This window comes from Thalassotalea sp. PP2-459, from assembly GCF_001913705.1.
Taxonomy (GTDB): domain Bacteria; phylum Pseudomonadota; class Gammaproteobacteria; order Enterobacterales; family Alteromonadaceae; genus Thalassotalea_C; species Thalassotalea_C hakodatensis.
Genome location: NZ_MKQD01000003.1, coordinates 1 through 20,720 on the forward strand (window position 1 = coordinate 1; position 20,720 = coordinate 20,720).

General features: G+C 38.2%; 22 protein-coding genes. 10 read left to right on the top strand and 12 right to left on the bottom strand.

The window, feature by feature from the left end:
• The 6 genes from BI291_RS00065 to BI291_RS00090 form a co-directional block, all read right to left on the bottom strand.
• Positions 1-132 (bottom strand): TRIC cation channel family protein (locus tag BI291_RS00065; RefSeq protein ID WP_175573054.1); only part of this gene is annotated, 132 nt, incomplete at its 3' end.
• Between the two features lie 5 nt (positions 133-137).
• Positions 138-548, bottom strand: a complete 411-nt coding sequence (locus tag BI291_RS00070) for a rhodanese-like domain-containing protein (protein WP_074495123.1) — start codon at positions 546-548, stop codon at positions 138-140.
• A 9-nt stretch (positions 549-557) separates the two neighbouring features.
• Complete coding sequence (locus BI291_RS00075) at positions 558-1,529, bottom strand: cobalamin biosynthesis protein (protein ID WP_074495129.1); 972 nt, start codon at positions 1,527-1,529, stop codon at positions 558-560.
• A 9-nt stretch (positions 1,530-1,538) separates the two neighbouring features.
• The gene (gene mtnN, locus BI291_RS00080) at positions 1,539-2,249 is read right to left on the bottom strand and encodes a 5'-methylthioadenosine/S-adenosylhomocysteine nucleosidase (RefSeq protein ID WP_074495134.1); all 711 of its coding nucleotides are present in this window, start codon (positions 2,247-2,249) and stop codon (positions 1,539-1,541) included.
• A 140-nt stretch (positions 2,250-2,389) separates the two neighbouring features.
• The gene (locus tag BI291_RS00085) at positions 2,390-3,049 is read right to left on the bottom strand and encodes a DUF2726 domain-containing protein (protein WP_074495136.1); all 660 of its coding nucleotides are present in this window, start codon (positions 3,047-3,049) and stop codon (positions 2,390-2,392) included.
• 139 nt (positions 3,050-3,188) lie between these two features.
• Positions 3,189-3,497 (bottom strand): metalloregulator ArsR/SmtB family transcription factor, encoded by a 309-nt coding sequence (locus BI291_RS00090; protein WP_074495139.1) that lies wholly within the window; start codon positions 3,495-3,497, stop codon positions 3,189-3,191.
• 130 nt (positions 3,498-3,627) lie between these two features.
• On the opposite strand from BI291_RS00090, the gene BI291_RS00095 reads away from it, so the two are divergent.
• The 4 genes from BI291_RS00095 to BI291_RS00110 are packed head-to-tail and all read left to right on the top strand — an operon-like array spanning position 3,628 to position 5,837.
• Positions 3,628-4,503, top strand: a complete 876-nt coding sequence (locus BI291_RS00095; protein ID WP_074495142.1) for an MBL fold metallo-hydrolase — start codon at positions 3,628-3,630, stop codon at positions 4,501-4,503.
• Positions 4,503-4,943 carry a YeeE/YedE family protein gene (locus BI291_RS00100; protein WP_074495145.1) on the top strand — a complete coding sequence of 147 codons (441 nt, stop codon included), beginning with the start codon at positions 4,503-4,505 and terminating at the stop codon, positions 4,941-4,943. Before BI291_RS00095 ends, BI291_RS00100 begins: the two co-directional genes overlap by 1 nt.
• 9 nt (positions 4,944-4,952) lie before the next feature.
• Positions 4,953-5,366, top strand: coding sequence for a YeeE/YedE family protein (locus BI291_RS00105; protein ID WP_074495147.1), 414 nt, complete (start codon positions 4,953-4,955; stop codon positions 5,364-5,366).
• A gap of 12 nt (positions 5,367-5,378) precedes the next feature.
• The gene (locus BI291_RS00110) at positions 5,379-5,837 is read left to right on the top strand and encodes a sulfur transferase domain-containing protein (RefSeq protein WP_074495150.1); all 459 of its coding nucleotides are present in this window, start codon (positions 5,379-5,381) and stop codon (positions 5,835-5,837) included.
• Here BI291_RS00110 and BI291_RS00115 read toward each other — a convergent pair.
• From BI291_RS00115 to BI291_RS00125, 3 genes are all read right to left on the bottom strand, one after another.
• The gene (locus BI291_RS00115; RefSeq protein WP_074495152.1) at positions 5,834-8,893 is read right to left on the bottom strand and encodes an ATP-binding protein; all 3,060 of its coding nucleotides are present in this window, start codon (positions 8,891-8,893) and stop codon (positions 5,834-5,836) included. The genes BI291_RS00110 and BI291_RS00115 overlap by 4 nt on opposite strands.
• A gap of 212 nt (positions 8,894-9,105) precedes the next feature.
• A complete protein-coding gene (locus BI291_RS00120; protein ID WP_074495155.1) occupies positions 9,106-9,735 on the bottom strand; it encodes a dUTP diphosphatase in 630 nt (209 codons plus the stop codon).
• A 73-nt stretch (positions 9,736-9,808) separates the two neighbouring features.
• Positions 9,809-10,825, bottom strand: a complete 1,017-nt coding sequence (locus BI291_RS00125) for a GlxA family transcriptional regulator (RefSeq protein WP_074495158.1) — start codon at positions 10,823-10,825, stop codon at positions 9,809-9,811.
• Between the two features lie 107 nt (positions 10,826-10,932).
• On the opposite strand from BI291_RS00125, the gene BI291_RS00130 reads away from it, so the two are divergent.
• Complete coding sequence (locus BI291_RS00130) at positions 10,933-12,834, top strand: beta-ketoacyl synthase (protein ID WP_074495165.1); 1,902 nt, start codon at positions 10,933-10,935, stop codon at positions 12,832-12,834.
• Between the two features lie 72 nt (positions 12,835-12,906).
• Here the strand turns inward: BI291_RS00130 and BI291_RS00135 are convergent, their stop codons facing one another.
• Complete coding sequence (locus tag BI291_RS00135; RefSeq protein ID WP_074495167.1) at positions 12,907-13,929, bottom strand: hypothetical protein; 1,023 nt, start codon at positions 13,927-13,929, stop codon at positions 12,907-12,909.
• Positions 13,930-14,058: 129 nt separating this feature from the next.
• Between BI291_RS00135 and BI291_RS00140 the strand changes: the two genes are divergently transcribed.
• Both BI291_RS00140 and BI291_RS00145 read left to right on the top strand, forming a co-directional pair.
• Positions 14,059-15,840, top strand: a complete 1,782-nt coding sequence (locus tag BI291_RS00140; RefSeq protein WP_074495169.1) for an acyl-CoA dehydrogenase C-terminal domain-containing protein — start codon at positions 14,059-14,061, stop codon at positions 15,838-15,840.
• A gap of 122 nt (positions 15,841-15,962) precedes the next feature.
• Positions 15,963-16,535, top strand: a complete 573-nt coding sequence (locus BI291_RS00145; protein WP_074495171.1) for a glutathione S-transferase family protein — start codon at positions 15,963-15,965, stop codon at positions 16,533-16,535.
• A 34-nt stretch (positions 16,536-16,569) separates the two neighbouring features.
• Here the strand turns inward: BI291_RS00145 and BI291_RS00150 are convergent, their stop codons facing one another.
• Positions 16,570-17,325, bottom strand: a complete 756-nt coding sequence (locus BI291_RS00150; protein WP_074495173.1) for a MipA/OmpV family protein — start codon at positions 17,323-17,325, stop codon at positions 16,570-16,572.
• A 240-nt stretch (positions 17,326-17,565) separates the two neighbouring features.
• Here BI291_RS00150 and BI291_RS00155 point away from each other — a divergent pair, with 240 nt between their 5' ends.
• Genes BI291_RS00155 through BI291_RS18365 form a run of 3 tightly spaced genes read left to right on the top strand, consistent with a single transcriptional unit; the run spans position 17,566 to position 18,806 of the window.
• The gene (locus tag BI291_RS00155; RefSeq protein ID WP_074495176.1) at positions 17,566-18,279 is read left to right on the top strand and encodes a 1-acylglycerol-3-phosphate O-acyltransferase; all 714 of its coding nucleotides are present in this window, start codon (positions 17,566-17,568) and stop codon (positions 18,277-18,279) included.
• On the top strand, positions 18,276-18,626 hold the full coding sequence (rraB, locus tag BI291_RS00160; protein WP_074495178.1) for a ribonuclease E inhibitor RraB: 351 nt from the start codon (positions 18,276-18,278) through the stop codon (positions 18,624-18,626). Before BI291_RS00155 ends, rraB begins: the two co-directional genes overlap by 4 nt.
• Positions 18,627-18,647: 21 nt before the next feature.
• On the top strand, positions 18,648-18,806 hold the full coding sequence (locus tag BI291_RS18365; protein ID WP_175573055.1) for a hypothetical protein: 159 nt from the start codon (positions 18,648-18,650) through the stop codon (positions 18,804-18,806).
• Between the two features lie 33 nt (positions 18,807-18,839).
• Here BI291_RS18365 and BI291_RS00165 read toward each other — a convergent pair whose 3' ends face one another.
• A complete protein-coding gene (locus tag BI291_RS00165) occupies positions 18,840-19,856 on the bottom strand; it encodes a LacI family DNA-binding transcriptional regulator (RefSeq protein ID WP_074495180.1) in 1,017 nt (338 codons plus the stop codon).
• Between the last annotated feature and the right edge of the window lie 864 nt (positions 19,857-20,720).

Sequence of the window (20,720 nt, forward strand, 5' to 3'; positions counted from 1 at the left end):
CGTCCCGCCGCCAATGGCGGTAACGGCGGCTAGCACTACAACCCCAAATGGATCAAGTTGATACCGCCCTGCCATAAGGGCGCCTGACAGTGCAAAAACCACAATGCCAAATAAATCTAACCAATAAAGCAAAAATCTTACCTCTGCGTATTTTCTGTCACCACAGGTAGCTCATCAGCTTGCCAGCCGTTGAAATCACCAGATAAATGTCGTAATTGAGAAAAGCCGTGTTTTGTTAATATTTCCTCAGCAATTTGTGCTCGTCTTCCTGAGCGGCAATGCACCACTACCATTGAATCTTGATGTATGCTTAATTCATTCAACCGTTGTTCGATTTCATTATGAGGAATGTTAATCGCATTGGCGATATGCCCGGTGTTAAATTCTTGTGCAGATCTCACATCTAAAATAATCACAGGAGCAGCTTTCGGGGCATTTGTAATTGATATTAACTGTTGAGCTGAGATGGTTTTGGTTTCATTAGCTTGTACAAAACTTGTTAGTAACAATACGAACAAAAATACAGATAATTGGTTAAATGTTTTCATCAGAGCGCCTTATGTAGCAAAAGAAATGAACATAGATAATACTAGCATACTGAAAATAATCCCGATGTTTAAGGCTTTTACTAACTGCAGCTGTTTAATCGTGTTTGAAAGCTCTGTAGTGGAAGGTTGAGAACCTGACTGATTAAAGCTAACGCGTCTTAACTTGTGTCCTTGATAAAGTGCAACGCCCCCTAATTGGACATTATTAATTTTAGCGGCGGTAGCTAGTAAGTAATCGCTCGTTAACCTTGATATATGTGAGCTGATAGACTGTGCGCTAGTACGGTTCGTTTTACTAAACATTAAGAAGCTTAATTCTATAGAAAGTATTAACGCCGGTAGCCATTGTAATAGCGATATAATTTTTCCAACAAATTTACCAAAATATTGATATTTTTCAATTTTTGTATTCCAGCTGTAATGTATTTCTAACAGAATGCGATAACAAATGGCGGCAATGGGACCAATAAGCAAATAAAGCAAAATGACTAAAAACTGACGTTGTAGGTAATTGAGCCAAAGCATTTCAATACAGGCTTTACATAACCCCATACTAGATAATGTTGAGGTATCTCTTAGTACCCATGGTTGTAAATGCGCTTTTGCTGAACTGTTTTCTTGTTTGTTTATTGACGTGATCAGTTGGCTAGCCATTCGTTGTGCGCCAGCTCCTGATAAAGCAAAAAAAAGTAATAAGCTGTGCCAAAGTATCGGCACTTCAACAAAATCTTCAAATAACCATATAATTATGATTATAGGTATTACCGTGATCAGTGTAGCGGCTGCACCAGCAATTTTTTGCTGTTGTGTACCATTATGTTGATTGTTTACTTTGTCTGATAGGCGTTGACAGTAAAAACGAAAGAAATGCGTGGTGTCTTTCGTTTGTACAATAGCAATAACAGACCTCAATAAAAGGACAACTAATACGATGATGAGTTGCAAAATGAAAGGGGTAAGTTGGTTGATAAAGTCTGTCATGTGGTTTGCTTAGTTCAAGGTAATGCCTTGTAAATTTTCAATCATGTTCATCACCAGCTGAGAAGAATTAACTGATGCAGTTTCAAGGTATGCTTCAAATGAAGTAGGGGATTCTTTACCAGCAATATCTGACATTGAGCGAATGACTACAAAAGGGGTTGATAGCTGATAGCAGGTTTGTGCAATTGCGGCGCCTTCCATTTCTACTGCTGCCATCGTGGGAAAATTTGCCCGCGCTTTTGCTATATCGTCATCTTTGGTCATAAAGGTATCACCTGTTGTGATCAAGCCGACAAGTGTTTGAATGCCCGGTAATGATGAAATACTAGCTTTTGCTGCTTCGACTAAACGCGGGTGAGGAAGGTAAGCGGCGGGATTCGCTGGTAACTGGCCAATTTCATAGCCAAATGCTGTTACATCAACATCGTGATAACGCACTTCACTGCTAATAACAATATCCCCCACTTTTAAAGACTGTTCGAAACCACCAGCAGAACCTGTATTGACAACATACTTAGGAGAGAATTCTTTGATGAGAAATGCTGTTGCAAGTGCTGCCGCGACCTTACCAATACCCGATTGTACTATTACAACGTCGGTGTTATTTAACCTACCATGGTAAAATGAGTAGCCTGCGATGTTTGTTGTTTTTGCGTCAATTAATTTTGCTTTTAAAATCGCAACTTCTGGTTCCATTGCGCCGATAATACCTACGGTCATTTTATTGCCTTAGTGAAAATATTGATGGCGAAAGTATACGTTAACAATTATGGTTTTTACAGCGATGAAAAAGCGGAAATTATTCCGCTTTTTGTTATTAAGGTTACTACGTTTGTACGTTTAGGCTAGATCAGAATATGTTAATGGGGCAGTGCACCCATACTAGGTGCTGGTAATTTTCCGTTGTTTAATTGATTAGCAGCAAGTGCTGCTGTTGGTGTGATCACACCTGTTGAAGATGATGCAGGTTTGGTTCGAGCTTTAACCATTGGAGCAGGGATCACTCTGCCTTTCATTTTAGGCTCCATGACTTTATTGGCAAACAAACGCGTTTGTAAACAATGTTTTAATTCTTCAACAGAATAGGTTGCTTTCACTTTAATACGTAAATGTGGAATTGATGCTGCTTCAAGCGCGCCACTTACAAACCAATCTTTTTTTACTTTATAACCTTTACCTTGCGTATCGACGAGATCGATGGTGCCAAGTAGCTTCATGCTTTGACGATCACAAATGGCAAAGTCTAAATATTTGTTATCGGCCTTATTACGTGCAGTTTGACTTGCTCGTTGTGAAACCCCGCCTCTTACCGTAACAATATCAGAAAGCTTTACTCGGTTGATAACACGATATTCACCACCAACAGCTTGTTCTAATAAACGATGAAAATTCTTTTCCGCTGAAGTAAATACAGTGGCTTTTCTATCAAAAGGAAATGGGAAACTAGTATCATTTAAACGATTTGCTAATAAAGCAACAATAATGATCAAACTGATCATCGCAAATAAAATGAGTTCCATAATGCGCTCCAAATTTACAAAATATTGACGGTTTTGTTAAAACAGTTTTCTTGTAACAGATAAAGCATTTTTTGTGCCATAAACATGCGAACAATACATTTATCTTAAGCTGCATAATTTTCGTGGATTGTGAGGTGCTCTAATGGTCTGCTTCCGGACAAAATAGCTCATAAAGCACAGATAAAAGCTGGATAACTTCTGGGCTTTTTACTAAGTAATAAATAGTTTGTGCATCTCGTCGAGTTTCAACTATTTGTTCTTTTCGTAATACGGCTAAATGTTGAGATAGTGCTGATTGGCTTAATGGAATATGTTGGTTCAATTCACTTACCGACATTTCATTATTCATTAACGTACATAGGATCATCAATCTATTTTCATTGGCCATTACTTTTAATAAATCTGCTGTTTGTTTGGCTGCATTTATTAGCGCGCTAGGGTCTTGCAATGAATTTCTCCATGATGAGTAACGTTACTATTTATAGCAATAAATAGTAATTTAGACAATGCTAAATTAGCATTGACTAATATAACTAAGGTGAATAAACTAGCGCTAGTAGTTATTAAGGAGTGTGCTGATGAAGCCAGTGGTTATGTCTTTTTTCCACGATGAAACTTGTACGTTCACCTATGTTGTGTTCGATGCTGAACAACGAAGTGGGGTTGTTATTGATCCAGTACTCGATTTTGATCAAGCTTCAGGTAAGGTCAGTTATGAAAGTGCAAACCAGGTGCTCGAATATGTTAACGAGCAACAATTAACGATAGAGTGGATCCTTGAAACACATGCACATGCTGATCATTTAACGGCAGCGCAATATCTTAAACATAAGACCAATGCCCAGGTTGCGATAGGCAAAGGTATTGCTACTGTGCAAAAAACGTTCAAAGAGATTTATAACCTAAGCGAAGCGTTCCCTGTTGAAGGTGAACAATTCGATCGGTGCTTTTCCGATGGCGATAGTTTCTCTATTGGTTCATTGACTGTTGATGTTATCGCAACGCCTGGGCATACCAATGACAGTGTAACGTACTTAATTGGTGATGCGGCTTTCATTGGTGACACCATGTTTCACCCTAGCCTCGGCACTGCAAGGTGTGATTTTCCTGGAGGTGATGCGGCGATGTTATTTAATTCAATTCAGCGACTTTTCGCATTGCCGCCGAATACACGTATTTTTTTATGTCACGATTACCCAGAAGGGGATAGATCGCCAACATGCCAAGTAACGCTTGTTGAGCAAAAGACTGAAAATATTCATGTAAAAGAAGGTAACAGCAAACAAGATTTTATTGCGTTTAGAACTGCTCGTGACAACTCATTAGCGGTACCTAGACTATTACTTCCCGCCATTCAAGTGAATATTGCTGCTGGACACTTTCCAAAACCTGAAGGCAACCAACAAATTTATTTAAAATCGCCGGTGACCTTTCCGCAAATAGGAGATAAATAATGGAATCATTAATCAGTTATTTACCCGCATTTTTAGGCGGTATGTTAATAGGCTTATCAGCCTTACTGTTGTTTATAGGCTTAGGCAGAATCGCAGGGATAAGCGGTATTGTTGGAAAGATTTTACAACAATCAGAATCTGATAATCAGGCTAATGACAAGCTGTGGCGCGTATTATTCATTTTAGGGTTGATAATAGGCGCTGCGATTTATCATTTCTTTGATCCTTTTACATTGCCGTTTCGTCAACCACCATCTGCTTGGTTTATGATTATTGCCGGGTTATTGGTTGGTATTGGCACATACATAGGAAGCGGGTGTACGAGTGGTCATGGCGTGTGTGGAATCGGACGTTTTTCAATTCGATCTATGAGTGCCACGATTATTTTTATGCTGACTGCTGGCATAACCGTCTTTGTTATTAAGCATGTGTTTGCGTAGGAGAAGCGTATGAAGAATGTAATCGCCATTATTTCTGGGATTTTGTTTGGCTTAGGTTTAGCGATGTCTGAAATGATTAACCCTACAGTGGTTATCGCATTTCTAGATGTTGCAGGAGATTGGAACCCGGCACTTATGTTTGTCATGTTCGGCGCGTTATTGGTGACGACTGTCGGTTTTACACTTTCTTTAAAAAAACAGTCACCTCTTTGTGCGAGTCAATTTTATTTACCTACTAACTCTGCGATAGATAAACCTTTGATTATAGGTGCGAGTTTATTTGGTGTCGGCTGGGGAATGGCAGGATATTGCCCTGGACCAGCAATAGCAGGACTGGCGTATGGCCAACAAGAAACCATTTATTTTGTGATAGCAATGCTGGTTGGACTAAAAAGCGCTCAACTATTCAGTGCTAAAGGGTAGTAGGTATTTAACATGGAACTTAAAAGCATTGTTTCTAAGCTTGCGATGATTAACGTAATGTTGCCACAAGAAAATTTATTGGTAGGTGGCCAACCTACCTCAGCAGATTTGTTATTCCTACAAAAAATGGGGATCAGACAAGTTATCAATTTACGTCCAAAAACTGAGCCGCTAGGGTATGATGAGCAAGCGATTTGTCAGCAGTTACAACTGTTTTATCATGTTATACCGGTGACAGACATCACCACATTAACACGAGATAATGCTAAGCAATTATATCAATTACTAGTTGTGAATGAACCTACGTTAGTGCATTGTGCAAGTGGTAATAGAGTAGGGGCACTTATTGCTCTTATGGCATTTTGGTTACAACATTGTAGTGCAGAAGATGCGTATTTTTTAGGGTTACAATCAGGGCTTACAAAGCTTGCTCCTGAGGTGAAAAAGTTACTAGGGTTATCTTCTTGTTAATCTGTCTTCTTATGGGTTTTTTCTAATAATTGATAGGTTTTCTGTTCTAAAATATTCACATTTACAGGTTTAGTAATATAATCATTCATACCTGCAGCTTGACATTTTTCTTGCTCACCTTTCATCGCATTAGCGGTCATCGCCATAATAGGTATTGTTTGATATCGTTTCCCTGCGTTACCTTGTCGTATCAGAGTCGTGGTGTCGTAACCATTAAGAATTGGCATGTTACAGTCCATATAGATGATGGAAAACTGAGATTCATCGTTGGAATTCTGTAATTGTTCAATGGCATCTTCACCATGTATAGCCGTACTTACGGTTAAGCCCATACCCTCTAACATATGTTGTGCGACTTTTCGATTAATTCTATTATCATCAACAACAAGCACATGCACAGGTGAAGATATTAATTGTTGCTGATTTAATAATTGCTCTTTGTCATATTTTCGGCGAGTGTCATTAATTTTTTGCTCTTCACGGTTGCGCTCATGTAATACTGATTCTAAAAAGTCAGCGCGTAATACGGGCGATTCAATAACAGTTGCTTGAGAGCTTATTTTTGAAAGATCATAACGTCCGTTATCAATGATTAACCATCGCGTCAGTGTGTTATCTTTTAATGCTTTCTTAATATCGGCTATGTTGTTGTCTGCTTTTAAAAATGAGGTGTCGGTCACTAAGTAATCGATAGTATTTTCTAATAAAAGTTGAGTTATATTACTCGTGATAGGTATTAAAGAGCCGCCACTGAAGTTTATTAATCGTTCAATAATTGAGCATTCAATTGGATCTTCAATGCAAACACAAAAGTACTTACCTTGTAAACGTGTTTTCACTTGTGCATCGAATGACACACACTCTTCAAGCATGATTGTGACCGTAAAGGTACTGCCTTTTCCTAACTGAGAGCTAACGTGGATATCGCCGCCCATTAGATTGGCTATTTGTTTACAGATTGACAGCCCTAAACCTGTACCACCATATTCTTCGGTAATAGTTCTATTGGCTTGAGAAAATTCTTGGAATAAGTGTGTTAATTCATCTTCGGAAATACCAATGCCTGTATCTTCAACCGTGAGATTTAATATCACGGTAGATTCTGTGGTTATGGATTCCGCGGTTATTTTTATATAACCTTCTTTGGTGAATTTTGCTGCGTTACTGACAAGGTTTGAAATGATTTGTTTTAAACGAAATGCATCAAACTTCGCTGATGCGATGGTTAAGTGGCTAGTATCTATATAAAAAGTTAACCCTTTCTCTTTAATGACGATACTCAGGGTAGAAACTAACGACTCAATTACGTCGTGAATTTGATGATGTTGATAATTTAATTCAAGTTTACCTGCTTCGATTTTAGAGATATCTAATATATCATTGACTAATGAACTTAATGTTTCAATGCCATTTTCAGCCATTGAAATATAATCATTTTCATCTTGAGAATGAATGTCACGTTTTAATAATTGGATTGCACCAGTAATTCCGTTTAATGGAGTGCGCATTTCGTGGCTAATTGTTGAAATGAATCGGCTTTTAATGTCACTCAACTCTACTGCTTTATCACGGGCAATTTCTAGCTCGCTTGTTCGTAGTTCAACTTCTTTTTCAAGGTTGAATTTTTGTTGTTCTATTAAATTATATGCCTCATTTTCCGCGGTCACATCAGATATTAGTAATGCTAGTTTTGGGGTTTTCTTTTTTACTGTATCGCGAAATAGGGGAATTGCTTTGCAATTTAAATACAAGGTGGTATTACCTTGAGTTGCTTTAAGTGTTTGGTGATTTATTGGGGTGCTAGCGGAAAAGTGAGTAAATATTGATGTAATATCTAACGTTAAATGTTCTTTTAGTACACTAGAAATTGCTTTACCTACCAGTTCATTAACCGACGCCCTCATTAGGTTTGATGCTGCTGTGTTGCAACTAATGATGCTATGTTGCTTGTTGAGCACAAAAACCGCTTCATTGGTTGAGTCAATAATTCTTTGCCCTGACTCAAATTGCTTTGCCAGTCGACTGGCTTTATTCGATAGATTATAAAAATATACTAATATTGATAACGCAATGATCACGACAATGAATAAAACAATTATACTTGAGGTAAGCGCTTGCGTTTTTTGTGCATTGATATATTTCTGAGGCAGCATTAAAGCAACTTGTAACGTATTTCCTTTGCCATCAACGGGTAGTTGAAGTTGTTTTAGTATGCCTCTAAATTGCTCTTTGCTTGTTGAAGAACTTATAGATAATGCGTCAGCTTCCTCGTTTTCGAAGATATAATCTTGGTTTAATCGATGTTCAGGGGATAAATCACGCGAATATTTTAATGTACCATCTTCGTGACAAAGGTAGTATCCTTCATCATCCATCACCATTAATTGCTGATGATCAGTGATCAAACCACGTACACTATTAAAAATTTTAGTCACATCAACATTGGCAACAAGCACGCCATATAAGGTTCCTTCATCTTGGTATATTGGAATTGACAATCTAAGCGTTGGAACATGTGGAATTTCAATGGTGTTATTCTCTTTATTTAAAGAAATGCGTGAAAATAACATGTTTTTAGTCGGTGAATTCACCGCCTCTGTAAAGTAATCATGATGGGCTTTGTTTTGAAGCACGTTAGCAGGAACGCTACTTATATTACCTTTCTGGCGGATAACTTTTAAAAATTCATCGCCGTTATTTAAAATAATGCGTAGTTGAAAATACTCATCATAATTTTTTAAAAATCCAATAAATATCTGCTCTAATCGTTTACGCCATAATTCTGTCGTAGAGCCATCTAAAACATCAATGTCATTATTCTTATTAGCTCTAGCTAAGCCTCGTACGGGGGGAGTAAAATGTAAAAACGACACCTCATTGCTTAAAGATGAGAACTCTGAATTAAGTTCTTCCATGATGTTTTCATGAACTTGATTTATTTCATTTATACTACGCGCTTCAATGCTGGCTGTATTGTTATAGATAAAGCCACTAGCAACAATGATTACACACAGTAGTAAACTCGCACCGAGATAAAATTTCCACTTTTTGTTCATGAACTTTGAACCATCGTCCCCTCAATTTACTCGCTTTACATTGATTGTTAAATTTTTGTTATAACCAAGTATCACTTAGTATAGACATGTTCTTCATTTATAGCCTATTTTTATTCATATGCATGACGTAAATTTAGTGTACAACGCCAAAAAATCAAGCACAGTAGCATCAGCCGAAGCTTATTGAATAATAGATACCCCGTGATCTTTCTTTATCTTGGGTAGTGACTTTTTAATGTTGAATAAAGTTGTTGCTGAAAATTTTCGGCTCCAGCATCTAGTGCACTTACAACACGTGCTAACACTTCGTTGTCTTCTTCGCCGTGCCATATTTTTATATAAGTTCCATCTTTATAGCCATGATCTTGACGGAAAAAGTTTAAGGTGTTTTTTCCAACGTATTGACGAAATAATTCGTTTAGATCCATTGACATTAAACGCATACAATCAGCAAAGGCTGTGGCATCAAATGCTTTATGAGTAACCGCTGCCGACGCTAGGTTTTCTAAAGCAATTTTAAAATCTTGCTCGTCGGTAGGCTGTGCAAGTTGCTTTACTAATTCATCGGTTATTTGTTCAACAGGTGAACCTGTCATTAAACGTAAACTTAAACCAAAATGAAAAATATCAACGAGTTCAAGCTGTACTTGTGCAACGTCTATTTCTTGATGTTTCCACCATTTCCAACCATGATGATCCAACATTTCAGCACATTCTACCCAGATTGCTCTATACCATTCGTAGCCATTAGCACGCCATGTTTCACTGACTCGGGTGTTCATTGCGTCTTGTAATGTTAGCATTTGTTGAATTTGAGAGTGAGCAATACTGTGTTTTGTCATGTTTTTTCCAATTAATCAGACGTCATTACGTATAGTTTGCCGTAGAGGTTTCGTTGGCACAAGTAAAGAATGCTTACTGGGCGCTAAACAGTTTTTTCTTGGCGATAACACGGTAGTCTTTCGGAGTAGTAGCCATGTTCTTTTTAAATAAGCGGGTAAAATGGCTTTGGTCTTGATAGCCAACATGAAAAGCGACCTCTTGTATCGATAAGTTAGTCGAAGTTAATAACTCTTTTGCTGCTTCTAATTTTAACTGTTGCCAATATTTATAAGCACTTATTCCGTTTGCTTGTTTAAACCTTCGTGTAAGCGATCTTACACTTATATCAAACTGTTCTGCGATCGATTCAAGAGAAGTTTCAGCACTTAAGTTTGTTTGCATCCAAAATTGTATTTGACTGATAAGTTCATCACTATGACGATCGGCTGCCCCCTCTAAATAACGTTGCTCTTCATATGGCTTTCTAATTTCGTGAGAAAAGTTGCGTTCCACTGTTTGCGCTGCAACTTTGCCATAAATTTGCGCAATGATATGTACAATAATATCTGCGAGGGCATTTAAGCTGGCTGCACAGTAGATACGATCAGATTGAGTAATAAAAAAATCAGGTTTAAGGTCAACTTGTGGATAATCTCGTTTAAATTGGTCTACGTAGTGCCAATGTGTGGTGGCTGGCCTTGAATGTAAAATACCTGCCTCTGCCATAAAACATACGCCTGTTCCACCGCCAATAACGGTACTTCCTTGATGCCAAATTTTATCTAACCAATTAATCAGTTTAGGTAGGCGTTTAAGTAACGGCCTTGGATTTCGCCATAAACTTGGAATGAAAGCAAAGTCAGGTTGAGTCGCTTTGGCTACTTCAACGTCAGGCAATAATCTAATGAGTGCTCGAGTGGTGACAGGTTTTAAATGTTCGGCGACCATTTCAATGATTAATTTCGGCGCATTTTTATTTTGTTGTAACCCCGCGGCTTCACCAGCACGCAGCATTTCAACGGGTAAGCTTACACTTGTTGCCAACATATGATCGTACAAGATCAAGGCAACTTGTACTTTTTTACGTTTTAATGACGAGTTTTGTTTCATTTGGCTATATTGACATAAATTTTGGCCGAATATAACAATTAAAACAATTCGATTCTAAATACACTTAATACATTAATCGTATTATCTGTATTTAGAAGAGGCATGACATGACAGCATTACCGGTAATTGTTGGTATGGGCGGCATAAACGCCGCTGGCCGTACTTCGTTTCATCAGGGCTTTCGACGTATTATTTTAGATAAATTATCGGAAGAAGCACGGCAAGAAACGTTTGTTGGCTTGGCAACATTAATGAACTTAGTGTCATTTAAAGATGGCCTTTATGTTGATCATTTAGGTGAGGCCATAGCTAGTAATAGTATTGAGGCCCGTTATGGTGAGAAAATTTTAGCAGGTACTTTGATCCGTAAAATCGAATCAAATCATTTTGATCCTGATGCAACACCATGGCAGCAAAAAATTGCTTTACAGGCCGAAAGTAATGGTTTGGTTTTTACCGCTAAAAAACGTGATTTGCCTAGACCATTACCAAGTACATGGCAAGTGAGTGAACTTGACGAAAAAAACGTAAAAGTATTCATTGAGGGCACGCTTGAAGTAAAGCACGACTCAACGCGCGATAACCCAATAAAGGCTGCAGGTCAATTTCCTACCGGTTTTAATCCTGCCGTATTATATAATAGCCGCTATCAACCCAGAGGGCTACAAGCGACGATATTTGGTGCAGCTGATGCTATTCATTCAACGGGTTATAGTTGGCCTGAGTTAGCAAAACACGTAAGCCCAGATGAAATCGGAACATATTCTGCTTCTGTTTTTGGCCAAATGCAGGCCGAAGGTTTAGGCGGTATGACACAAAACCGATTGAAAGGCGAAAGGGTGTCAACTAAAAACCTTGCACTTGGTTTAAATACGATGTCTACCGACTTTATCAATGCGTATGTTACAGGAAGCGTGGGTACGACGTTTACTTCTACTGGTGCTTGTGCCACATTTTTGTATAACTTGAAAGCAGCGGTCAATGACATTCAATCGGGTCGTATTCGGTTAGCTATTGTGGGTAGTAATGACTGTGCGCTGACGCCTGAAGTTATTGAAGGTTTCGGTAACATGAGTGCACTTGCCAACGAAGAAGGCTTGAAAAAGCTTGATGGTATTATTGAAGGTGAAGCAAACCATCGTAGAACCAGCAGACCTTTTGGTGAGAACTGTGGCTTTACCATTGGTGAAGCTGCGCAATTTCTTGTTCTTATGGATGATAAATTAGCGTTAGAACTTGGCACTAAAGTTTTAGGCTCAGTTGCAGACGTTTATACAAACGCTGATGGTATTAAAAAGTCGATCACAGCACCAGGCCCTGGTAATTATATTACTATGGCGAAATCTGTCGCGTTGGCAACAAGCATCGTAGGTGAAGAAGCGGTTCAACAACGAAGCTTTATTTTAGCGCATGGATCAAGCACTCCGCAAAATAGGGTGACTGAATCACTTATTTATCATCGTATTGCTGAATCATTTAATATTAACCAGTGGCCGGTAGCAGCACCCAAAGCGTATTTAGGCCATACTATTGGCCCAGCAAGTGGCGACCAAGTAGCTTGGGCGTTAGGTGTGTTTGAATATAATATTATGCCAGGCATTACGACTATCGATTCGGTGGCGGATGATGTGCATGATGAAAGATTAAACATATCGACTGAGCATTGGCAGTGTGATGACATGGATGTAGCGTTTATTAACTCTAAGGGGTTTGGCGGTAACAATGCAACGGCAACACTACTCTCTCCTAAAGTGACTCTGTCTATGATGGAAAAGCGCTATGGTAGTGAAGCGCTAACAACTTATTATGATAAACTTGTTCGTGTTGAGCAGGCGCGTGAGCAATACCAAGCGAAAGCAGATAAAGGTCAGTTTGAATTGATTTATAAATTCGGTGACGGTGTACTATCCGACGATGATATTAGTATTTCACAAGGTGAAATTGCAATGTCGGGTATAGCTCAGACAATTTCATTGCCAAAAGCTAACCCATTTAGTGACATGGTGTAATAACCCGTCAATAAAACTTTCTAGTATTAAGGTCAGTGAAATACTGGCCTTTTTTCTGTATTAAGTTTGGGGTTAAGAAGCGGCGTCATCGTTTTCTATTTCTTCACTGGTATCTGTTGGTAACGTTTCTAGCGTATACCGCCCATGCACTATCGCTCTTTCTGATTCGGGTGCTATCTCACCTAAGGGCAACATAGCAGGCCCAGTTGGTTCGGCTAATATATAAGTTGTCCCTTGTTCTGTGAGGGTTTTATCATTGCCTTGTGGAGTGTCATCAATACCTATTAAGGCATGATTATCAATAAAAATGAGTACCATTTTCACTCTAGGCATTAACATACGGAGCATAGCTGCTACGAGCGTTACTTTACTGTCACAGTCTCCTTGATTTTCATAAAGCAGTTTTAGCGGTGGATTAAAACCAGCACCTGAAGAGGTGATACGCGATTCTAGCGTGGCATAAGGAATGCTTTGTACAAAACCAATGACAAAATTAGTCACCCGTCTTATATTTTTGATTGATGACTTAGCCATAATTGTTGGCTTTAAAGGCTTGAAATCTACTACTGATTCCTGCGCAATTCTGCTGTGATCGGGTTTTATCGCAAGTATATTGTCTGGCGTATAAAACTCTTGGTAATAGGTTTTCTGTAGATATTCAGCAAAAAAGCTTTTTTGTAAGGTAGCAATTTTCTGTTCTGCTGCTTTTATTGTTGACGCGCTTTGACCTTTTATTTCTGCAGTTACGTTACTACCTTGCCGATTAAAGCGAATATAAACATCTGAAATTGGCTGTTTTCTAAGGTGTTTTCGTAAACTGTTGTTGACAAACTCTTGAGCACGTTCAGGTTTATAAGTGTTAAAACTTCTATACTTATCAAAAACTTGCTTTTTTTTAAACTGAAAGTTTAGCGTCTGCGAAATATTGTTATGATCAAGCCATTCAACATGAAAATTTACCTGATCTTGCTGTTGTTTTTTACTGAAATTGAGTTGTTCAGCATGACTGTATGCGCCGAACAGTAGTGAAAAATAAAGTAAAAAACCATTAACGGCTTTGGATTGTTGCATTTGTTCACTTAATTGCAATTTCATGTCTTATACTCACTTTAAGCAAGCTAAAGCAATTCGACAAGTTATTTGCGTTGCTATGCTTTACATTCTCAATAGTTTCGTTATATTCAAACGAGTGTTTGAATTAATTGTTTGAAATGAGGTTGCCGTATGGCTGAATATCACGCACCGCTAAAAGATATGAATTACTTATTATGGGATGTTTTTGCTGTTGATAAGGTTTGGTCAACATTACCCAAGCTAGCTGAGCATGTTGATAAAGAAACATCTCAAGCTATTTTATCTGAATGTGGGAAAATTGCTGAGCAAGTAATTGCACCAATTTCTCGAGAAGGAGATGAAGTAGGCGTTAGTTTTGACGGTGGCAAAGTGACAACCGCCCCAGGATATAAAGAAGCGTTTCAAACTTATGTAGAAGGAGGCTGGAGTGCGCTAGGCGGTGACGTTGAATACGGCGGTATGGGCATGCCTAAGGCAATCACTTCATTACATGAAGAAATGTTATGTTCAGCAGATATTTCCTTTTCACTATATCCCGGTTTGACTGCCGGTGCTGCACTTTCTTTGGCTAAACACGGCAGTGATGAGTTAAAAGAGCGTTATTTAACTAGGCTATATGCTGGCGATTGGACCGCATCAATGTGTTTAACCGAAGCACATGCGGGTACTGATTTAGGCATGATCAGAACGAAAGCTGAGCCTCAAAAAGACGGCAGTTATAAAATTACCGGTAATAAAATTTTCATCACGGCAGGGGAGCATGATCTTACCGATAATATCCTTCACTTAGTGTTGGCAAAATTACCTGATGCACCCGCTGGCCCTAAAGGCATATCTTTATTTGTAGTGCCTAAGTATCAAGTAAACGATGATGAAAGCTTAGGTGATTTTAACCACGTAAGTTGTGGCTCAATAGAGCATAAAATGGGAATACATGCCTCAGCTACTTGTGTTATTAATTTTGATGGTGCCACTGGCTTTTTAGTGGGTGAAGTTAATAAAGGACTTGCCTGCATGTTCACCATGATGAATTTTGAGCGTATTGGTGTTGGTATACAAGGCTTAGGAGCAAGTGTTCGATCTTATCAAAACGCATTGGAATATGCCCAAGACCGTTTACAGAGTCGTTCACTTTCTGGAGCGAAAACGCCAGATAAACCTGCTGACTCTATCATGGTTCATGGCGATGTACGTCGAATGTTACTTAACATGAAAGCGCTTAATGAAGGTTCGCGGGCTTTATCACTTTATATCGCTAATCAACTTGATATTGCAACTTACGGTGAAGGTGAAGCGCAAAAGTCAGCAGAAGCAATCGCTGCATTGATGACACCAGTTGCTAAAGCCTTTTTTACTGACATTGGATTTGATAATACGGTTGCAGGTCAACAGATATTCGGTGGTCATGGCTATATACGTGAATGGGGGCAAGAGCAACTTGTGCGGGATACACGCATTGCGCAAATTTATGAAGGAACCAACGGCATTCAAGCGATGGATTTGCTGGCGCGAAAAGTGGCAGCAAGTAAAGGTGAACTGTTAACAGGTTTATTAACCGAAATTAAACAGTTTATGGCGAATACTTCGAACAGCCAAATGGACGAATTTGTCAAACCATTAGCTGACGCTGTTGATGATTTAGAAAAAACAACTGAATTTGTTTTATCTCAAGCAAGTCATGATGCTGAAATATTGGGAACAGCAGCCAATGATTACTTACACCTTGTTGGCTATACTGCCATGGCCTTTGTATGGTGTAAGATGGCTGACGTTAGTATAAATAACGAAGCGGAAGACCCAAACTTTCATCAAAGTAAAATACATACAGCCCGATATTATTTCACTCGTTTATTACCGAGACGATTGTCGCTCATTGAAACGATTAAAGCAGGTTCATCACCAATGTTTGATATGCCCGATGACTTGTTTTAAATAGTAAATGCAGATCATCGATTTTATCTAAACCCGCTTTTATGCGGGTTTATTATTTGGAGTATACGGGAATAATGATTAGTATGTATTTTATCAGCAGAAAATCAATAAAAGGACAGCGAATGAAATTATTAGGGTCTACTACATCACCCTTTGTAAGAAGGTTACGTGTTTATTTAACTGAGAAAGAATACGAATTTGTAAACTTAGACATTTTCGCGGAACAAGATAGAGCGTTACTAACGATAAACAATCCAACGAAAAAAATACCTGCATTGATTGATGGTGAGTTATGTATCTATGATTCTCGCGTGATCTATCGCTATTTAGCTAATAAATTTTCTCAAGATGCATTGTCTTGGCAGCAGGAAAATTTATTAACTTTAATTGATTCAGTTAATGATGCGCTGGTGTCTATGTTGCTGTTAAAGCGCTCTAAAGTTGATACTCAGCAAGACGCACTGTTTTTTAACTTACAACGAGAACGAACGGAATCTGTTTTGACTGCCTTAGATAAAGCAGTTGCTGATGGTCAATTTAACAACTGGCATTATCCAGCAATCTGCCTATGGTGTTTGCTTGATTGGGTTGATTTCAGAGAATTAGCAGAATGGCGGAGTTACGACCAGCTCGTGCAATTTTTCGAACAAAATAGCACACGAGCTATATTAGCAAAAACAGATCCAAGAGTTTGAAACCTGTTATAACATCGCTCTACAGGGAAACAAACTAAAATGAATAACGAGTACTAATAAGTGCCATTTGCGTATTATTGTGTTTTATCAGCGGGCTGCTTGAAAGCGTTTCGTCTAAATTAGTGGTGCTTAGCATGCCAAGTAGCTGCCAATCTTTGGAAATTGAATAGGTTGTAACAATACCTAAGGTGTAATTTTTCGCTCTGGATGTATCATTAGCGGTGTTTAAAAATAGGTATTCTGGCGCACCAAAATAATGCCTAATTTGGTTTTCGCCTAAAGACTCTATTTGAGCGGTCAATGCGACATTTAAGTTTTCATAGGAGGCAATGTTATAAGCCCCCTGTAAAAAGATTGCCGTTGAATCAGCAGATATTGTTTGTTGATTGATAATCGTTGTTTCTGCGCTAAAGCGGCCGTGTGTATAGGCAGCATTTACACCATGTTTGGTTTCATGAAGTTGAAAGTCATGTTCAATATCGCCTGCGTTTATGTACGAATTGTTAATGTGATCAAACCAATAATTACCGGCCTGTCTTTTTTGAGCGTTCCAAGCGAGAGTTCTCGGACGAATTTGTTGATGTATTTGCTGGTTTTCAAGCGGTGGAAGTAGCCCAAGCGATTCAGCACTATGCGTTGCTAAGCCGTGTGGGATATCAAGCGCATCTCGTCCCCACTGTTGTGACAACTGTGGAGCAGTTTGCTTTTTTTTAATCGTGTCTTGACTCACGTTATTGTTAGCAAATGCAGTAACGCTTAGTAACATAGTGATTAAAAGTATCAGTTTCATTGACGACCCTTGTGTTTCGGTGGCGTAAAATTTTGATTCGAAATACAGAACTAATTTTTACTACGCTACATTCTTAACTATAGCGTGAGTGAATAAAAAAGTGAGTTTTTTGAAACTAAAATTTATCAAGATTTTATTAACATTCTGTTTTTATAAGTAAAAAACATCGCATTTTTTTCGTTAACAATTTCGAATCTGGTTGATGTATAATTGCCGCAAGTTTCGTTATGAGAATGACAGTTGTTAGCATTTATTCGTATTATTTTACTCGCCATTGCGATTGTAGTTATTGCCTCTTTATCGATATTAATGTGTTTGTTCAGACCTTTTCATCGTAATAATGTTTATCGCACCGCCCAATGGATGGCTAAAGTTGCTTATATCGTGGGTGTGAAAATTGAGGTGAGGGTGCCTGCATCAATATCACCCAATTGCTCTTATGTATATATAGGTAACCATCAAAATAGCTATGATCTTTTCACTATTAGTAAAGCAGTATTACCTAATACGGTTAGTGTCGGTAAGAAAAGCTTAGTTTGGATCCCTTTTTTTGGTCAAATGTATTGGTTAACAGGTAATATTCTCATCGATAGAAACAACAAGAATAAAGCGTCAAATACGATTACAGCAACAGTAGAAAAAATTAAGCGTAAAGGTATTTCTGTGTGGCTTTTTCCAGAAGGCACAAGAAGCTACGGTAGAGGAATTCTTCCTTTTAAAACAGGAGCATTTAGAACTGCCTTACAAACAGGTTCAGCAATAGTACCTTGTGTGTGTAGTAATTCTAGTGATATCCGGCTTAATCGTTGGAATAACGGCAAGCTGATTATCGAGTACATGGATCCTATTCCGACAGTAGGGTTAACCATTGAAGATATTAGAAAGCTAGCAAATCAAACACGAGAACAAATGACGATTAAATTTGAACAACTTTCCCAAGAGGCTAACGCATGAATGATCAAGCACTAATTGAATTTTACGAACACACAGAGTCTCTTGTGGAAGCGCTACTCACTGATGGTTCTAATGAAGACGTTCACCACACGATTGAACATCACTTTTCAAGTGCTAGCTTTGAGCAACTTGAAAAAGCTGCGATAGCTGCATTTAAGTTAGGGCTAGAGGTAGAAGAACCTGAAGAAGCTGAGTTGGAAAGTGGCGAAAAAGTCTTTGCTTTTGATATTGTAACAGAACAACCTCTTGAAATAGATATCTTAAAAGATGAAACAAAGTTCATGTTTGAGTTGGCGAAACAGAATGAAGTTGATTATGATGGTTGGGGAACATACTTCGAAGAATAATAAATTAAAAGGTTTTCACTCATGGACTGGCTAGATAAAATACTCCGAGCAGATGTATTAGCGTTATTAATCCCTATTTTTGCCATTGTAGGTGCATTTAGTGTGGCGGCATTAAAGGCACATCATCGTCATCAAGAACGAATTGAAAAAATTAAACAAGGTATTGACCCCGATAGCTAACTTCAGGGAGATACTAGTAAGGTTAGTCGTCGTTTAGGTTATGTTTGACGTCGAGTCTCTTACAATAAGTTGCGGTGTGTAGTGGGTGACAATAGATTTAGCTTGTTGCTTTCTTGATTTGGCAATTAATAGCTTCGCTGCATCTTCCGCAATTTTAGGGTTAGGCTGATGAGCCGTTGTTAGTCTAGGCCAGGTTTGTCGGGAAAACGGACTGTTTTCAAAGCCGGCTATAGATAATTGTTCAGGAATATTTATACCAAGTAAGCGAGCTGCAAATAGTGCACCTGCCGCAATTTCATCATTACAGCAAAAAATAGCGCTAGGTTTATTTTCTTTTGCCATTAATTGTTTGGCGCCTTGAACACCCGACTCAAAAGAATATTCACCATTGACAATTAATTGCGTATCTAATTCGATACCGTTATCTTTTAATGCTTTTTTATAGCCTCTTAAACGCTCTACAGTAGACATATGTTCAGCTTCACCGGCAATAAAAGCAATGTTTTTATGACCAAGGTCTACTAAATGTTGCGTAATACTTAACGCTGCTTCATGATCATTTACCATAATGCATGGTGCTATATCGTCAGGGGCAATATCTCCAGACATGATGCGAACAACCTCAATATCGAGCGTAAGAATATGTTCAACAAATTCTGGCATTTCTGAAAAAGGAGGTGTTAGTACTAAACCCGCGATGCGCGAGTGCTTGATCATATCAGTAATTTCTTCAAGAAGGTTTTCAGATTTTGCTCTGCAAGGATGAATTAATAACTCAAACCCTTGTTTCTTGCAGGCTTCTAAAATACCGTTCTGCATATCAATAACATAATATGCGTTCGGGTTATCATAAATAAAAGCGATGCTATATGATTTCGTTCCTGCAAGGTTGCGGGCGGCTAAATTAGGTTGATAATTTAGCGATTTTACTGCCGTCATTACCTTTTCGCGTGTAGGTTGGCGTACAGAAGGCTCGTTATTTATCACTCGAGATACTGTTTTTATTGATACACCTGCCGCTTTAGCAACGTCAGTGATTGTTGTTTTCATCTAAAATACAGCCTTGTTTGTAATAGTTATAATTAATCGCGTAAAGTGCAGATGCGTAAGAATATGTATTTATACTGTATGCAGCAAGTTTTTATTCATAAGTTTTATCAACAGCAATAAGTCATTAATACGTTCGAGCCTGACAGCGTTGTCATTGTTTGGTTAAAAAAACTCCGCATCAATCTTTAAAATAAGTGAAGGCGCAGCGTAAAGTCAAGGTCAAAATTTATACAGGTCGCAATGAGTAAACCGATTAATTTAGTGACATTTAGCGCTGATGACATACAAATTATAGGGCCTGTTGCTTTGCTTTATTACCATAACCCGAGATAAATTTTAATGGGTGACCAAAACGCTTTTGTGCCATTCATTAACATTAACCAATATTAACTTTCCATTAACATTGGTTTGTTGAAAAGCTCTTTACTATGCATAAAAATGTATTTTTATTCATTAATATCTTATAACTAAGCGATAAAGAGTGAAAATTTAACTAAAATCGTTTGTTTTTTAATTAATACTTAAAAATAATTTAAACTTAAAGATTATATTAAACAACAAGTTAGTTGTAATTATTTGATAATTTCACGATCAAGTATAGCCATGGTTGAAAATTTTGTGTATGGTTTTACGTAACCTATGACAACGCTGTCATCAAAATAAAAGACAGCGCTGTCTTTAACAAGGTTAGATAAACATAACTAAACATATTTATAAAAAACGTGTGTAAGGGAAAGTCGATGTCATCTAAAACATTTAAAAAAGGCGTGTTAGCGAGCTCAATCGCAATGGTGCTTGCTGGTGGTGCTGCACCATTAGCAATGGCTGAGCAAGGCGCTGATAAAGAAGTTGAAGTAATTGAAG

What these genes read in the sequence shown, in the direction of transcription:
- BI291_RS00130 (WP_074495165.1), top strand. Translation starts at nt 10,933, where the DNA reads ATGACAGCATTACCGGTAATTGTTGGTATGGGCGGCATAAACGCCGCT.
- BI291_RS00135 (WP_074495167.1), bottom strand. Translation starts at nt 13,929, where the DNA reads ATGAAATTGCAATTAAGTGAACAAATGCAACAATCCAAAGCCGTTAAT.
- BI291_RS00070 (WP_074495123.1), bottom strand. Translation starts at nt 548, where the DNA reads ATGAAAACATTTAACCAATTATCTGTATTTTTGTTCGTATTGTTACTA.
- BI291_RS00115 (WP_074495152.1), bottom strand. Translation starts at nt 8,893, where the DNA reads ATGAACAAAAAGTGGAAATTTTATCTCGGTGCGAGTTTACTACTGTGT.
- BI291_RS00125 (WP_074495158.1), bottom strand. Translation starts at nt 10,825, where the DNA reads ATGAAACAAAACTCGTCATTAAAACGTAAAAAAGTACAAGTTGCCTTG.
- BI291_RS00085 (WP_074495136.1), bottom strand. Translation starts at nt 3,049, where the DNA reads ATGGAACTCATTTTATTTGCGATGATCAGTTTGATCATTATTGTTGCT.
- BI291_RS00095 (WP_074495142.1), top strand. Translation starts at nt 3,628, where the DNA reads ATGAAGCCAGTGGTTATGTCTTTTTTCCACGATGAAACTTGTACGTTC.
- BI291_RS00110 (WP_074495150.1), top strand. Translation starts at nt 5,379, where the DNA reads ATGGAACTTAAAAGCATTGTTTCTAAGCTTGCGATGATTAACGTAATG.
- BI291_RS00165 (WP_074495180.1), bottom strand. Translation starts at nt 19,856, where the DNA reads ATGAAAACAACAATCACTGACGTTGCTAAAGCGGCAGGTGTATCAATA.
- BI291_RS18365 (WP_175573055.1), top strand. Translation starts at nt 18,648, where the DNA reads ATGGACTGGCTAGATAAAATACTCCGAGCAGATGTATTAGCGTTATTA.
- BI291_RS00150 (WP_074495173.1), bottom strand. Translation starts at nt 17,325, where the DNA reads ATGAAACTGATACTTTTAATCACTATGTTACTAAGCGTTACTGCATTT.
- BI291_RS00120 (WP_074495155.1), bottom strand. Translation starts at nt 9,735, where the DNA reads ATGACAAAACACAGTATTGCTCACTCTCAAATTCAACAAATGCTAACA.
- BI291_RS00140 (WP_074495169.1), top strand. Translation starts at nt 14,059, where the DNA reads ATGGCTGAATATCACGCACCGCTAAAAGATATGAATTACTTATTATGG.
- mtnN (WP_074495134.1), bottom strand. Translation starts at nt 2,249, where the DNA reads ATGACCGTAGGTATTATCGGCGCAATGGAACCAGAAGTTGCGATTTTA.
- BI291_RS00075 (WP_074495129.1), bottom strand. Translation starts at nt 1,529, where the DNA reads ATGACAGACTTTATCAACCAACTTACCCCTTTCATTTTGCAACTCATC.
- BI291_RS00105 (WP_074495147.1), top strand. Translation starts at nt 4,953, where the DNA reads ATGAAGAATGTAATCGCCATTATTTCTGGGATTTTGTTTGGCTTAGGT.
- rraB (WP_074495178.1), top strand. Translation starts at nt 18,276, where the DNA reads ATGAATGATCAAGCACTAATTGAATTTTACGAACACACAGAGTCTCTT.
- BI291_RS00145 (WP_074495171.1), top strand. Translation starts at nt 15,963, where the DNA reads ATGAAATTATTAGGGTCTACTACATCACCCTTTGTAAGAAGGTTACGT.
- BI291_RS00100 (WP_074495145.1), top strand. Translation starts at nt 4,503, where the DNA reads ATGGAATCATTAATCAGTTATTTACCCGCATTTTTAGGCGGTATGTTA.